Genomic DNA, 14,519 nt, shown 5'->3' on the forward strand with positions numbered 1-14,519 from the left:
ACGCCGCCAGCGTTCGTCCTGAGCCAGGATCAAACTCTCCATAAAGGATTTTATGAAAAGCCAATTGGCTCTTTAAAGCTATTAAAAAATTGTTTTTAGTTTAGTTTGTCGCAAGCGACATACTATCGCACATCTGGCTTTTTTGATGCATTACTTACATTGTTCAGTTTTCAGGGAACGTGCTGTGGCATCCGCATTGTGCGGCGACAGCTTTTATATATTATCACATCATATTTGACATGTCAATATACATTTTTTGTAGTTTTTTCGTTGCTTGGCGCAATTGACTTTATATAATTAACACAGCACATTACTGAGTGTCAATATTCTATTTTATCTTTTTGTTGCCCCATTACCTATAAAAAACGACTCATTTATAGTACCACGATGAAAGTATTATGTCAACAGCATATTTCCCAAAAGAAAAACATCGTATAAACGATGTTTAGCAATAGCATTCTATATATTCTTCTGACAACATATCCAATTTCATGCGCATTTCGCTGATTGTCCCTGCGGTGAAATTAAATTCCTGCAAATCGTCACTATGAAGCAGAGATGAAAGTTTATCAATCTGCTCTAATAATTGAAGCTTTTTCATTTGTAGCACTACACTCTCCCTTAATTTTTAAACTGCAATATTTATATTACCAACTCTAACTACATTTGTAAATAGCTTTAAACAATCACAGAAGAGTAAGTTTATTCTTACTATTTTCCATCCTTGCCCTTTATTCTCTCGTTGCTGGATTATTAAACTCCACAAAAAAGGTTGTTCCATTTATACCTGTTTTTACTTTTATTTTGGCTTTGTGCCGTTCTGCAATTCTATAGCAGACTGGTAGGCCAAGGCCAGTTCCATTATCCTTAGTTGTTAAAAAGGGAGTTCCTAACTTATCTAAAATATCTTTTGAAATTCCGTGCCCCGAATCCTGAACTGACAAAAATACTTTTCCCTCATCTAGCCCTGTTTTGATAACTATTGTACCATTAGATAACAATGCCTCTTCTGCATTTCGCACCAGATTCATTAAAAGCTGTCGCATTTCCTTCTTGTCCAACTCTAACTCAGGAATATCATCTAGTTCGATTTTAAGTTCAATATTTCCTCGGTGAAATGCTTCAGCTTGTAATAGCGGTAATAATGTAGTTATGATTTCGTTCAGATTAGCGCGTTGAAAATCAACAACCTTGTTTTTGGCAAGCGATAAAAACTCAGTGATAATTAAATTGGCTCTGTCTAATTCCTCAATCATCGTACTAAACTGTTTCCTATGCTCGGCGTATTTGTCCTTCATTCCGAACATTTGCAAATAACCGCGTACTGTTGTAAGCGGGTTACGAATTTCATGTCCAATACTAGCAGCCATCTCGCCAACAATGTTAAGTCTATCAAGACGCCCAATTTCATTTTCCAGTATCTTTTTTTCTGTAATGTTACGGCCAGAAAGAGTAATTCTTTCACTATCCAGCTTGATTATCCTACCTTCATATACTTCAATAGTATTTGGTTTCTTCACATTAGAAAAATTAAGCGAGTCTAATTCTATAGACTCTCCTGTTTCGACTACGCGACAACACATCGAAAACAAGCCGGATTCTATAGAATCCGGATACAGTTCGTGCATGCTCCTTCTAATATACTCTTCCTTAGTAATATTACGATCCTGGCGGCCTGATTCATTAATATACTCAGAGCGAAATTCAACTATCCGCCCTTTTTTATCACGCTCGACCCGAAAAACTGCAAAACACTCTAGCATATTTTCAAGATATTTTAGGTAACGATTTTCGGTTGCTTTTAGTTTTTCTTCTTCCAATAATCTGCGTTCGGTAATATCTTCGCATACAGCTAAAGCACCAACAATAACTCCATTTTCGTTATGTATGGGACGGGCACTCCATAAGCCAAATTTGCGAACTCCATCATTCCATACAAATTCCAGTTCTTCACTTTTAATCTGTTCTCCAAGCCATGTTGCGCGTTGAATAGGCATTTCTTCCGGCAATAGTTCCCGCCCATCACGCAATATTTTTAAAAATGTGGCATTTGATGCAGAATGTGAAAGAATACTCCAATCACCAATTCGCAGAAAACTGGCAGCCTTGGGATTATGCCTAATCTCTTTGCAAGAAATATCTGTAGTAATTGAAAGTCCAATAGGCATCATATCAAAGAAGTGATAACTAGATTCATCTCCTGCGAAAGTCTTATTAACAAATATTTTAAACTCCGGAGAATTCAGTATTTCAAGATTTGACATTAATTACATCTCCAATGAGAAATTTATTATTTATTCGACCTCCTTCGTGGGAAATCCTTCAAAAGTTACCAACTATTATAAAATTGCACTATAAAAACTTTCTTACTGCAGAACCATTTAAATAGTTACACTGCTTGCCTTGCCAGGTGTCCTGCACCCGTAATTGTTCTTCAATCGCCTCCCGGATCTTCCACCAGCCAGTCTGCCAATTTGTAAACAGCGTATTTGTCTCCGGTGCGCGGCCAATAAGACGTTGAATAACAATATCCGGATGAAGATATTCCAGGAATGAAACCACTCTCTCAACATATTCTTCTTTACTAATCAGGCTAATTTTACCCTGCTGATACCACTTAGCCATCACAGTATTTTTTACAATATACAACGCATGCAGCTTCACCTGTTCAATGCCTAAGGCCGAAACGATTTTTGCACTTTCTATTGTATCGGTCATGCCGTCCCAGGGTAGATTGAGGATAAGATGTGCGCATACATCCATCGACCAACGTTTAATGCGCAGTGCAGCATCAATAAACTCAGCAAGGGTATGACCACGGTTTATCTTAATCAAGCTGTGATAGTTAACGGTCTGTAACCCCAGCTCGATACTAATATCAACGCCGCGTTCTTCCCTGATAGTTGCCAGCATCTTTAAATAACTGTCATTAATACAATCAGGCCTGGTTGCTAATGCAATAGCAACAATGTCTTCCTGACAAGCTTCCAGAACATGCCGTTTTAGATCCTCTACCGGTAAATAGGTATTGCTAAAGTTTTGAAAATAAGGTATGAACTTTTTTGCTTTATATTTTGGGGCAATATGGGCTTTGTTGGCGATCAATTGGTCACTGACAGTTAGCGATGCCGGCAGATTTTCATAACCGGCGCCAATTTCACCGCAAAACACACACCCCTGCTGCCCGCATTGCCCGTCGCGATTGGGACAGGTCACTGGCAGGCTCACAGGTAGTTTGTACACTTTTTCGCCATACCTTTGGTGCAGGTAGGCAGAATATGTATTATATCTAGTTCCAGAAATCATCATAATTAATCACCTGATAAGATGGTTTTGTATTCTGATAAGAGAAAAGTACGGCCACCTCGCGTTTATCCAAACCTGCAGCACCTTGCAAATACGTCGGAATATCCACATTAAATACTTCTATATGATAAGTCTTCTTAATCTCTCGCCAGGTAGTAAACCTAAAGTTAGGCAAATACCTGCGAACACGGTCACTATCCCGCCAAAAGGCCGTCTTATTCCCGGCCCAATTGTCGTTGGCGGCTTGATTAACCTGGTTCCAGGGTAAAAATTCAGGACGAACGGCTCCATGTTCGCTCATAAGGGCGTCAAACTTCAAAAGTTCATGATATTCATGCCTGATCTGCGGATAAAAGGCAGTGCCAAAGTCAGCCATATATTTATACAAGCTCTTGGTACTGTGAGCAACAAGCTGATAACCATGCTGCTCCCAATAACCGGCCAATTTGCTGTAGAAAGCAAATGCATCACCACCAGTTAGCGCAATAAGCCAGGGCAAACTATATGGAAAACGCCTGCTATTATATACCTGTTCAAACACCTCTTCCAAAATCTTGAGGTGTCTGATTGTGGCATAGTCCATATATTTGTTTGCCAATACTTCATAAGGCGCAGTCTCCATGAATACATAATCATGGCTGGCAGCACTCTTCCTGATGCCTGAGCCTTTAAGCAGTTTAAGAAAGCCGATCTGCAGCATATCAGGCTGGAGGCGATAAACATCATTAAATGACTTAGCAAATAGCGTACCATTTTCATAAGGCAGACCAACAATTAAATCCAGATGCAAATGAATATTGCCGTAATCCCTGACTTGACTGACATAGTTCACGATTTGTGGCCAGTTGTTGTGCCGTTTGCTGGCAGTTAGTGTTTGCTCATTAGTGGATTGAATACCTATCTCAAACTGAAACCGCCCTGGTGGTACCTGCCGCAAAAAATCTACCACTTCCTGATCCCAAATATCAGCGGCAATCTCAAAATGAAAATTAGTCCGGCAAGTTTGCTCCGCTAAAAACTTTAATATTGGAAAGTAATGATCTTTACGGGCATTGAAAGTACGATCAACAAATTTAACCTGCTTTACATCATGCTCAATAAAAAATTGCAGATCATGCATTACCCTCTCCAGACTTAGAAACCGCACACCGGCAGTAGCACTTGACAAGCAGTACTGGCAGGCAAAGGGGCAGCCGCGCGAGCTTTCATAATACAATATTTTATCTTTAAGGGCTCCCATATCCTCGTGTGTGTAAGGAAAAGGAATATCATCAAGCCGGGCAACCTGTTGGGGCTGACTCATAACTAGTTCTCCCTGGTTCCGATATGCCACCCCTGGAATATTCGTCATAGTCTGCCTGTCAGCCAGCATTGTCAGCAAGGCCTCCAAACTTTGCTCGCCTTCCCCTAACACGATATAGTCAACTGCCGCATGCTCTTTTAATATGTCTTCAGGCTGATACGATACCTCCGGACCGCCCAGGACAACGATTGCCTTAGGCTGCACTTTTTTAATAAGTGCAGCCAGCTGCAGAGTTGCTTCTATATTCCAAATATAACAGGCCAGACCAATTACAGAAGCCTGACAGGTATAAAGGTCACTCAATATCTCAAGCAAACCATTGTTCACCGTATATTCACGAACGGCTACAGTATGTCCCTGCGCTCTACAAAAAGATGCTAAATAGCGTAGCGCCAGGGATGAATGAATATATTTCGCATTTAATGTTGACAGTACAACTTTCACAAGCATTCTCCCATCCATAATCTCCCTGCAAGTATAGTAGTTTCGGACTATCTTGTCAAATACCTTTAGCGTGTCCAGGCAGCTATTCACCATTAAAACCTGCTCTGCATAAACTAAAATAAGATAAACAGCTATTGCCTTAAAGCCCACCTATACTACGTGAGGACGGTGAAAACAATGCGGATTATGATTGATGGGCGTTATCTGCCTGGCAGCGCCCGCGTCAACCGTGATTTATTAATAACACTCCGCAATATAGCCAAAGCATTACAATTCGGAATCCGCTATGATGCACAACGGGAATTAGTTATGATAAACTCTAAAGATCCCTCAATACCGCCACTGCCAAGCGACAATGATACAGATGAACGGACTGAGGATGAAAATGCCCGCCTTGCCGGCAAAGTTATTTGCCTGGACCCCGGTCATGGCGGCAGTGATCCAGGGGCAATCGGTCCAACTGGCACTATGGAAAAAGATAATACCCTGGCTATTGCCTTGCTGCTTAAGGAAAAGCTTGAAAAAAGCGGAGCTACCGTTGTCATGACCAGAGACTCTGATACCGAGGTTGCTTCTGCAGAGGCAACCGACCAGGAAGAACTTAGCGCCCGCGTTGAAGTCGCCAATCAAGCAGAGGCAGATTTATTTATTAGTATCCATAACGATGCCTTTACCAGTAATACGGCAGCAGGCACTACTACCTTCCACTATGGCAACAAGGATTCCTTAAAACTTGCTAATCTCATACAACAAAGCCTTGTAGAACGTTTAGATACTAAAAACAGGGGAGCCCGCTTTGCGAGTTTTTATGTGTTACGTTACACCGATATGCCATCAATACTTATCGAAGTCGCCTTTATTTCCAATATAGTAGAAGAAATGCTATTATCCAGCGTAGATGGCCGGGATAATGCGGCCGAAAGCATTTGTACCGGTATATTAAAATACTTCAAAGTATAACACCACGCTTAGAAAAAAATCTTTATTGAATTTCATATATACCAGGAAATATCACCATACTATGCTAATATATACTATATATTCTCACAAAAGGAAGTGGTTTTATGTCAGAAGCATCTACAGCTTTACCCACCCGTGATCAAATACAGGCTGAGTATAAATGGCAAGTAGAAGATATTTATGCCAGCGAAGAGTTGTGGCAAACTGATTTCACCAAAATCAAAAAAGATCTACCTAAAATAGTTGAATACAAAGAAACGTTATCCCAATCAGCCTCTCGTCTTGCAGCCTGTCTAACGCTGCGAGACGAGCTTAGCATTGTGGCTGACAAATTATTTGCCTATGCCCGCCTTCACCGGGATGAAAATACTGCCAATGCGAAATATCAGGCTCTTGTCGGTAAAATTGAAGGACTGCTTGCCGAATTAGGCACAGCCATCTCTTTCATAGAACCAGAAATCCTTGCTATGCCTGATACTGTGCTAGCTGCTTTCCGCCTGGAACAAGCACTGACCGACTACAGCTTTTACTTTGACAACCTCACTCGTCAAAAACAACATGTTTTATCACCAAATGAAGAAGAGATCTTATCCCGGTCAACCGAAGCTACTCAGGTAGCAGAAAACATCTTTAACATGCTGGCCCATGCTGATATGACATTTCCTGACATCACTGACGAAGATGGTAAAGTCATCACGTTGAGTGAAGGGCGTTACCGCTCTTTAATTATGTCAGCTGATCGCCAGGTTCGCAAAAATGCTTTCACAGGCTTATTTGCCTCTTACAATAGTTTACGCAATAGCTTTGCTGCCACCTTAACAGGCAATGTAAAGAAAAATATATTTTATGCCCGCACCCGCAAATATGCTTCAACCATCGAATCCGCTTTATCTGATGGCAACATCCCGCTAAGCGTCTATACCAATCTACTTACTACTGTCAATAACAATTTAGCGCCACTACACCGCTATATTGCCCTTAAGAAAAAGGTACTAAAGCTGGATACCATCCATATGTATGACCTATATACCCCGTTAGCACAAGAAGTAAAATTCAACATAACCTACCCTGAAAGCCTGCAATTAGTCCGGGACGGTTTGACACCACTTGGCCCTGAATATCTGGCACTCCTGAATAAAGGTCTGACCTCCGGCTGGATTGATGTCTACGAAAACAAAGGCAAGCAAACAGGTGCCTATAGTTGGGGCGTGTATGGTGTTCACCCATTCGTACTTTTAAACTATAATGATCGCCTGGAAGATGTCAGCACCCTGGCGCATGAGATGGGTCACGCCATCCATAGTTATTACAGTCAGGCCACTCAGCCATATGCCACCTCCCAATATACCATCTTTACCGCCGAAGTAGCTTCCACTACCAACGAAATCTTACTGAACGACTTTCTTTTAAAAACAACAACTGACAGGCAAAAGAAACTATACTTAATTAACCAATACCTCGAAATGGTGCGAGCCACAGTCTACCGACAAACCATGTTTGCCGAGTTTGAAAAGGATATCTATGACAAGTCCGAGGAAGGGGAAACTCTCACAGCTGACTTACTTGATGAAATTTGGCATACACTTAATACCAAATACTATGGCCCCGAAATGGTGGTTGACGCTGAAATCGATGTTGAATGGGCCAGAATCCCTCATTTCTACATGGACTTTTACGTGTACCAATATGTTACCGGTTATGCAGCAGCCACTACCTTGGCCGAAAAAATGTTACAGGAGGGCACCAGTGCCCAGCAACGCTATATCGGGTTTTTGAAAAGCGGCGGCGCCGATTATCCCCTTACGATACTCAAAAAGGCAGGTGTCGATATGTCCACATCACAACCTGTTGAGCTCACCCTTGCAAAGTTTTCAGCCATGCTTGACGAATTGGAATTATTATTATCCAAGTCTTGACAATTGCATATCGGCGGGTTATATTGAATATGACAATATAATTGCTCTCGATGGCTAGCAGCTTCGTGTCTTGACCAACCGACCAGCAATTGTTTGTGTCAAACACATATTACGGAGGTTGGTTAAAACATGGAATTTCAAGACAAAGAGCTTTCCTGCAAAGAATGCGGCGCAACATTTACTTTCACTGCATCTGAACAAGCTTTTTATGCTGAGAAAGGCTTCCAAAATGATCCTTCCCGCTGCCCGGATTGCCGTGCAGCCAGAAAACGTCAAAATAATGGCCGCATAGGTGCCAACTCTCGTCCCCAACGTGAAATGTTTGATGCTACTTGCAGTGCCTGTGGCGCTAAAACCCAGGTTCCTTTCCGTCCTACTGCCGGAAAACCTGTGTATTGCCGCGATTGCTTCCAAGCCAACAGATAATTAGTACTGCTTACAAAACAGGCCAGATTTGTTCTGGCCTGTTTTTTTGTAAGATAAGAAAGTATATGTTTTTTTGAACCGCAGAGACGCAGAGTACGCAGAGGGAATGTCTCGATATACATCTCCCCTCTGCGCTCTCTGTGTCCTCTGCGGTTAAACATATCCTCAAGGGCGCGGTAGCGCTTTTTTAATATTGTAATAAATTCGCCTGCTCTGCAAAAACTACTACTAAACTATTTGTTCAACGAGGCTACTAAATTTATGACAATCATCAAACCAATGCTCGCCAAAGCTGGTCCACTGCCTGCCGCCCAAACTGAATATAGCTTTGAAATTAAATGGGATGGTATCAGAGTTCTCTTTTACCTGGAAAAAAACAGTTTTATGCTTATGAGCCGCAACCTTAAGGATATTACTCCCCAATACCCGGAACTTGCGGCGTTGGCGACGGTAGTAGCCAACGATCATTCTGAATTAATTCTCGATGGAGAAATTGTGGCTTTTGATACTGGCGGACGCCCTTCTTTTTCCCTGCTGCAACACCGTATGGGGTTAAAAAAGGCGATGGTTATTGCAGAAATGCAAAAAAATGTTCCGGCAAACTATATCATCTTTGACATCTTGTCTCTCGATCATTCCCCACTGTTGGAAAAATCGTATACTCAGCGGCGAGCTATATTAGAAAACCTAACTCTCAGCGGCCCTCACTGGCAAACCCCTGCTTACAAAACAGGCGATGGAGAAGCCATTCTGGCCGCCAGCCGTAAGCTAGGCTTAGAAGGCATTATTGCCAAACGCTTAGACAGCCCTTATCAAGCGGGTAAACGTACCGGGACCTGGATCAAAATCAAAAATCAACGCCGCCAAGAACTAGTCATTGGCGGCTGGATACCCGGCCAGGGTGCACGCCAGGGACAAATCGGCGCACTCCTGCTCGGTTATTATGATAGTACACCTCAGTCAGCAAAAGCCTGTGGTATACCGCAGCACTTGTTATATGCAGGTAAAGTTGGTACCGGTTTTACCGAGGCCACACTTACATTACTCACCAAGTTGCTGGCACCGCTACGAAGAGAAACTAATCCCTTTTCTCACCAACCAACCACTAAAAACGCACGATTTGTCGAACCACTGTTGGTTGGTGAATTCGAATTTACCGAATGGACCCCTAATCATACCCTCCGTCATCCATCCTTTAAAGGGTTAAGAGATGACAAAGATCCACGGCAAGTTATCCGTGAAGACTAAGCATTAGGAGGTAATGCCTATGCCCCGCCCGATGTGGAGCGGCTCAATCAGTTTTGGTCTTGTCAATATTCCGGTCAAACTGTACAACGCTGTCAAGAAGAAATCCATTCACTTTAATCAACTGCGCAAATCAGATGGTTGCCGCATTCGCCTAAAAAAAATCTGCCCGTCTGACGGCGCAGAAGTACCTGCTGACAACATTGTTAAAGGCTATGAAATCTCGCCTGAGCAGTATGTAATTGTCACCAGCGAAGAACTTGAGGCCATTCAGCCCCAAAATGCCCGCACAATTGCTATTGAAGATTTTGTTAAACTGGAGCAGATTGACCCGCTATACTACAATAGCTGCTATTATCTCACTCCGGATAAAGGAGCAGGTAAAGCCTATTTCTTATTGCTGGCGGCTATGAAAAATACCGGGAAAGTCGCCATCGCCAGGGTAGTTATGCGCAATAAAGAATATCTTACTGCCATCCGCCCTACGGGAAAAGCGCTGGCGCTTTCAACTATGCACTTTGCTGACGAGGTCATTGCCGCAGCTGAGTTAGAAGAACTGCCAACAGAGGTGGCAGAACCTAACAAGAAAGAACTGGCCATGGCCGAACAGTTGATCGAATCCCTCGCTACTGGATTTGAACCTGACAAATACCATGACCAGTATTATCAGCAGGTTATGGATATGCTCGAGAAAAAGGCGGAAGGACAAACCGTCATTAGCCAGCCAGAAGTCAAGGAAGGCGGCAAAGTAATTGACTTGATGGCAGCTCTTGAAGCCAGCATTTCGGCCATAAAGGGCCAAAACGACAGCAGTAAAGCTAAAAAACAAGGTATCGCTGAAAAGGTACCGACAGCTGCAAAAAGGAAAAAAGCCAGTGCCCAGTGACAGCAAGCTCAAAACAACCCTTGAAGTAGCGGGACGTAAACTAAAAGTCAGCAACCTTGCTAAAGTATTTTATTCTGCTACAGGCTTTACTAAAGGAGAAATGCTTGACTACTACATCCGTATTGCGCCACTCATCCTCCCCCACCTTACCAACAGACCACTGACTATGAAACGATACCCCAATGGTGCACAAGGCAAGTTTTTCTACCAAAAACAATGTCCAACCCCTCGTCCTGATTGGATTAAGACCATTCCCATCTGGAGCAGCAGTAATAATCGCACGATCAACTTTTGTAACGCCACTGATTTACCAACCTTAGTATGGGCGGCCAACCTGGCAGCGCTTGAACTACATACCTCCCTGTCAGTGAGTCCCAAAGTAAGCCAGCCTTCCTTATTAGTCTTTGATCTCGATCCAGGTCCGCCGGCTACTATTGTGGACTGCGCCCAAGTTGGCCTGCTGTTAAAAGATTATTTTGATAAGCATAGGTTGCAAAGTTTCCCCAAAACCTCAGGTTCCAAAGGCCTACAGATATATATACCCCTCAATACACCGGCAAGCTATGACCTGACCAAAAGCTTTGCCCGCATACTTGCCACCCGTTTTCAGGAAAAATATCCCAATCTGATTGTTGCCAATATGAAGAAAGTACTGCGTACAGGCAAAGTCTTTATCGATTGGAGTCAAAATGACGAACACAAAACAACTGTTTGTGTCTATTCACTCCGTGCCAGACAACGCCCCACTATTTCTACCCCCGTAACCTGGGAAGAAGTTCTCGCCGCCCACAAACAAAAAAATCCTAACTTGCTAAGCTTTGAAGCCTCCCATGTATTAGATCGAACTAATAAACTAGGCGATTTATTTGCCCCAGTGCTTACGCTCAAACAAAAACTGCCAGTTATTCAAAAATGAAAAGACCGCCGCTCCCCTGTGGTAAACGGCGGTCCATCAATTAACCTTTAGGCCCGGCAGCAATAATTTTTTCGGAAACGTTTGGAGTAAAGCGGCTGAAGTTTTTAATAAACAACCGGGCAAGTTCCTGAGCTTTTCGTTCATAGGCGACTTTATCATTCCAGGTATTATGCGGCATGAGCAATTCAGCCGGTACACCCGGGCAGCTTTCTGGAACATAAATGTTGAAAATCGGATCCAGTTGGTAAGCTGCCTCTGCCAACTGCCCTTCAATGGCTGCTGTCACCATAGCTCTGGTATAAGATAGCTTCATACGGCTGCCAACACCATAAGGACCACCTGACCAACCTGTATTAATTAAGAATACATTGGTTTGATGATACTTAAGTTTTTCTCCCAAGAGTTCCGCATATTTGTGGGCTGACAACGGCAAAAAAGGTGCACCAAAACAAGTAGAAAAAGTAGCCTGAGGTTCGGTAATACCGCGTTCGGTACCAGCAAGCTTACTGGTGTAACCTGATAAGAAATGATACATGGCTTGTTCCGTATTGAGTTTGGCAATAGGCGGTAACACACCGAAGGCATCGGCTGTCAAAAATATAATGGTTTGTGGATGCCCCGCCATACCGGAAATCAGGGCATTCGGGATATAATCCACAGGATAGGCAACTCTAGTATTTTCCGTGATTGAGCCGTCAGTGAAATCAGGTCGACGGGTTACCGAATCAATAACCACATTTTCTAATACGGCACCAAACCGGATGGCTTCCCAAATCTGCGGTTCAGTCTCATAGGTAAGACCAATACACTTGGCATAACAGCCACCCTCAATATTGAAAATGCCCTTATCATTCCAGCCATGCTCATCATCGCCAATCAATTGACGGGCCGGATCGGCCGATAAGGTGGTTTTTCCTGTACCGCTTAGCCCAAAGAATAAAGCGGTATCCCCGCTAGCGCCAACATTTGCCGAACAGTGCATTGATAAAATATTTTGTTCCGGCAAAATATAGTTCATAACAGTAAAAATTGATTTTTTCATTTCACCGGCATAATGAGTACCGCCAATAAGTACCAATCGCTTGGCAAAATTGAGAACGATAAAGGCTTCAGAGGCAGTACCATCAACAGCAGGATCTGCCTTGAAATTTGGCAGACAAATCACTTTATAATCGTAGTCTGCTTCTGATTGTATTATTTCCGGGCAAATAAACAATTGATGCACAAATAGATTCTGCCAGGCAAATTCATTGATAAACTGAACACGAATACGATTTTCTGGATCAGCGCCCGCAAAACCGTTAAAAATAAAAATATCATGGTTTTGAATATATGCCTGCATCTTGCTATACAGCTGAGTAAAATTATCCATTGCAAGTGGCTTAGTTTCACCCCACGCAATCTTGTCATGCACATCTGGCGAGTTAACAATAAACTTGTCATTAGGTGAGCGGCCTGTGTATTTACCAGTTGTAACCTGCAACGCTCCACTAGTGGTCAGTTGCCCTTCTTGCCTCCGAATGGCAGCTTCTACCAACTGCGCGGGACTTAAATCACGATATACATTCCCACTCATGTCCTCGCCTCCCCCTATACTATATTAAATTATCTTATATTCAATGCTGCTTTTACCACCATAGGCATATCCTGTTTACCGCATACAGCCGTATGACGAACAGCCTTGTGCTCAAGCTCAGCAAGTGCTGACGGCACCGGTCTATCAATGATCTGAGACAGCTGCTTTAAAACTGCAAACTCAGACTTATCAGTAACGCGCTCCGCTCCGACTAATGCATTTAGCACAGTTTGATTAAATTTAAACGGACTAGCGGTAGAGACAATAATATTCAAAGTAGTATCACCCGTCTGCTGGCGATAGGTTTCGGCAACCTGCCAGGCCACTGCCGTATGCGGATCAAGTGCATAGCCAAACTCTTTATGAACCTGGCCAATGGTAGTTGCTGTCTGAACATCATCGACCCAGCCTGCCGGAAACACCTCTTTGATAGTTGCTAAGTACTCATCACCAATGCGATATTCCCCGGTGGTATTGAGTTCTTTCATCCACTGGCTGACTTGCCTGGAATCCTGATTGGTAACTTGGTACAGCAGCCGTTCCAAATTACTTGAAATCAAAATATCCATCGAAGGTGAGTACGTTTTATAGAATTGCCGGTTACGACTATATACACCGGTTGTAAGGAAATCAGTCAATACATTATTACTATTTGAGGCACAAATCAGCTTGTTGATGGGCAATCCCATCAGCTTAGCATAATAGCCTGCCAAAATATTACCAAAATTTCCCGTAGGAACAACAAAATTCACTTTATCGCCTTGCGTTATCTGCTGCTTTTGCACCAAATCGGCATAGGCGCTGAAATAATACACGATTTGCGGCACTAACCGGCCCCAGTTAATAGAATTAGCTGACGACAGCTTAAACCCGTCATGGGCAAGTTCGGCGTTAAAACCATTGTCGCTAAAAATACGTTTTACACCTGTCTGAGCATCATCGAAGTTGCCTTTCACCGCAAATACTTTAAGATTTTCCCCTTCCTGCGTAACCATCTGCAGGCGTTGAATCTGACTTACCCCCTCTTCCGGATAAAAAACCATGACCTGGGTTTGTTCCACATCCTTAAACCCTTCCAGAGCGGCTTTACCCGTATCCCCGGAGGTAGCAACAAGAATAACAATTTGGGCCTGCTCGCCAATTTTCTTGAGCGCACCAGACAGCAGTCTGGGTAATAGCTGAAGTGCCATATCTTTAAACGCGCTGGTCGGACCATGCCATAATTCTAATGCAAACGTCCTATCATTAACCTTGACAACAGGTGCCACTGCCGGGCTGCTAAACTTACCGCCGCCGTAAGCGCCAGCTACACAGCTTTTTAATTCTTCCTCTGTATAATCAGTCAAAAATAACTGCAATATAGCAGCTGCCCGCTCTTGATAACTAAGCGATTGTAATCTTACTATAAACGGCTCATCTATTAACGGAATAGCTTCCGGTACAAACAAACCACCATCAGGGGCTATCCCTTGCGCAATGGCCTGAGCCGCCGTCAAACGATCAACCTGGCCGCGTGTGCTAAGATACATACAAAGTCTCCT

General features: G+C 43.1%; 12 protein-coding genes and 1 rRNA gene (1 of these 13 only partly in view). 6 read left to right on the plus strand and 7 right to left on the minus strand.

What is annotated here, in order from left to right:
- The 5 genes from AC1ECB_RS12265 to AC1ECB_RS12285 all read right to left on the minus strand — a co-directional run.
- A 16S ribosomal RNA gene (locus AC1ECB_RS12265) occupies nucleotides 1-45 on the minus strand; it reaches 1,511 nt to the left of the window's first position.
- A gap of 400 nt (nucleotides 46-445) precedes the next feature.
- Complete coding sequence (locus AC1ECB_RS12270) at nucleotides 446-601, minus strand: hypothetical protein (protein WP_169535135.1); 156 nt, start codon at nucleotides 599-601, stop codon at nucleotides 446-448.
- Between the two features lie 130 nt (nucleotides 602-731).
- On the minus strand, nucleotides 732-2,264 hold the full coding sequence (locus AC1ECB_RS12275; RefSeq protein WP_485668951.1) for an ATP-binding protein: 1,533 nt from the start codon (nucleotides 2,262-2,264) through the stop codon (nucleotides 732-734).
- An 88-nt stretch (nucleotides 2,265-2,352) separates the two neighbouring features.
- Complete coding sequence (mnmL, locus tag AC1ECB_RS12280) at nucleotides 2,353-3,309, minus strand: tRNA modification radical SAM protein MnmL/YtqA (RefSeq protein WP_485668952.1); 957 nt, start codon at nucleotides 3,307-3,309, stop codon at nucleotides 2,353-2,355.
- A complete protein-coding gene (locus AC1ECB_RS12285; protein WP_485668953.1) occupies nucleotides 3,290-5,146 on the minus strand; it encodes a B12-binding domain-containing radical SAM protein in 1,857 nt (618 codons plus the stop codon). Before AC1ECB_RS12285 ends, mnmL begins: the two co-directional genes overlap by 20 nt.
- Nucleotides 5,147-5,230: 84 nt before the next feature.
- Between AC1ECB_RS12285 and AC1ECB_RS12290 the strand changes: the two genes are divergently transcribed.
- The 6 genes from AC1ECB_RS12290 (at nucleotide 5,231) to ligD (AC1ECB_RS12315) (ending at nucleotide 11,402) form a co-directional block, all read left to right on the plus strand.
- Nucleotides 5,231-6,013, plus strand: coding sequence for an N-acetylmuramoyl-L-alanine amidase family protein (locus AC1ECB_RS12290; RefSeq protein ID WP_485668954.1), 783 nt, complete (start codon nucleotides 5,231-5,233; stop codon nucleotides 6,011-6,013).
- A gap of 104 nt (nucleotides 6,014-6,117) precedes the next feature.
- The gene (pepF, locus tag AC1ECB_RS12295) at nucleotides 6,118-7,929 is read left to right on the plus strand and encodes an oligoendopeptidase F (protein WP_485668955.1); all 1,812 of its coding nucleotides are present in this window, start codon (nucleotides 6,118-6,120) and stop codon (nucleotides 7,927-7,929) included.
- A 129-nt stretch (nucleotides 7,930-8,058) separates the two neighbouring features.
- A complete protein-coding gene (locus AC1ECB_RS12300; protein ID WP_485668956.1) occupies nucleotides 8,059-8,355 on the plus strand; it encodes a zinc-ribbon domain containing protein in 297 nt (98 codons plus the stop codon).
- 261 nt (nucleotides 8,356-8,616) lie between these two features.
- Nucleotides 8,617-9,603: a non-homologous end-joining DNA ligase gene (gene ligD, locus AC1ECB_RS12305; protein ID WP_485668957.1), complete on the plus strand. Its 987-nt coding sequence runs from the start codon at nucleotides 8,617-8,619 to the stop codon at nucleotides 9,601-9,603.
- Between the two features lie 19 nt (nucleotides 9,604-9,622).
- Entirely contained in the window at nucleotides 9,623-10,486 is an 864-nt protein-coding gene (gene ku, locus AC1ECB_RS12310) for a non-homologous end joining protein Ku (RefSeq protein WP_485668958.1), read from the plus strand.
- A complete protein-coding gene (gene ligD / locus AC1ECB_RS12315; RefSeq protein WP_485668959.1) occupies nucleotides 10,476-11,402 on the plus strand; it encodes a non-homologous end-joining DNA ligase in 927 nt (308 codons plus the stop codon). The genes ku and ligD (AC1ECB_RS12315) overlap by 11 nt, the downstream gene beginning before the upstream one ends.
- Before the next feature lie 40 nt (nucleotides 11,403-11,442).
- Here the strand turns inward: ligD (AC1ECB_RS12315) and pckA are convergent, their stop codons facing one another.
- Entirely contained in the window at nucleotides 11,443-12,978 is a 1,536-nt protein-coding gene (pckA, locus tag AC1ECB_RS12320; RefSeq protein WP_485668960.1) for a phosphoenolpyruvate carboxykinase (ATP), read from the minus strand.
- Nucleotides 12,979-13,007: 29 nt separating this feature from the next.
- Entirely contained in the window at nucleotides 13,008-14,507 is a 1,500-nt protein-coding gene (gene thrC, locus AC1ECB_RS12325; RefSeq protein WP_485668961.1) for a threonine synthase, read from the minus strand.
- Nucleotides 14,508-14,519: the final 12 nt, after the last annotated feature.

It is taken from the genome of Sporomusa sp. 246TCP1 (assembly GCF_057319775.1).

Bases quoted from the DNA above. Each gene is read 5' to 3' on its own strand.
- AC1ECB_RS12270 (WP_169535135.1), bottom strand. From the start codon at position 601: ATGAAAAAGCTTCAATTATTAGAGCAGATTGATAAACTTTCATCTCTG.
- AC1ECB_RS12275 (WP_485668951.1), bottom strand. From the start codon at position 2,264: ATGTCAAATCTTGAAATACTGAATTCTCCGGAGTTTAAAATATTTGTT.
- mnmL (WP_485668952.1), bottom strand. From the start codon at position 3,309: ATGATGATTTCTGGAACTAGATATAATACATATTCTGCCTACCTGCAC.
- AC1ECB_RS12285 (WP_485668953.1), bottom strand. From the start codon at position 5,146: ATGGTGAATAGCTGCCTGGACACGCTAAAGGTATTTGACAAGATAGTC.
- AC1ECB_RS12290 (WP_485668954.1), top strand. From the start codon at position 5,231: ATGCGGATTATGATTGATGGGCGTTATCTGCCTGGCAGCGCCCGCGTC.
- pepF (WP_485668955.1), top strand. From the start codon at position 6,118: ATGTCAGAAGCATCTACAGCTTTACCCACCCGTGATCAAATACAGGCT.
- AC1ECB_RS12300 (WP_485668956.1), top strand. From the start codon at position 8,059: ATGGAATTTCAAGACAAAGAGCTTTCCTGCAAAGAATGCGGCGCAACA.
- ligD (WP_485668957.1), top strand. From the start codon at position 8,617: ATGACAATCATCAAACCAATGCTCGCCAAAGCTGGTCCACTGCCTGCC.
- ku (WP_485668958.1), top strand. From the start codon at position 9,623: ATGCCCCGCCCGATGTGGAGCGGCTCAATCAGTTTTGGTCTTGTCAAT.
- pckA (WP_485668960.1), bottom strand. From the start codon at position 12,978: ATGAGTGGGAATGTATATCGTGATTTAAGTCCCGCGCAGTTGGTAGAA.
- thrC (WP_485668961.1), bottom strand. From the start codon at position 14,507: ATGTATCTTAGCACACGCGGCCAGGTTGATCGTTTGACGGCGGCTCAG.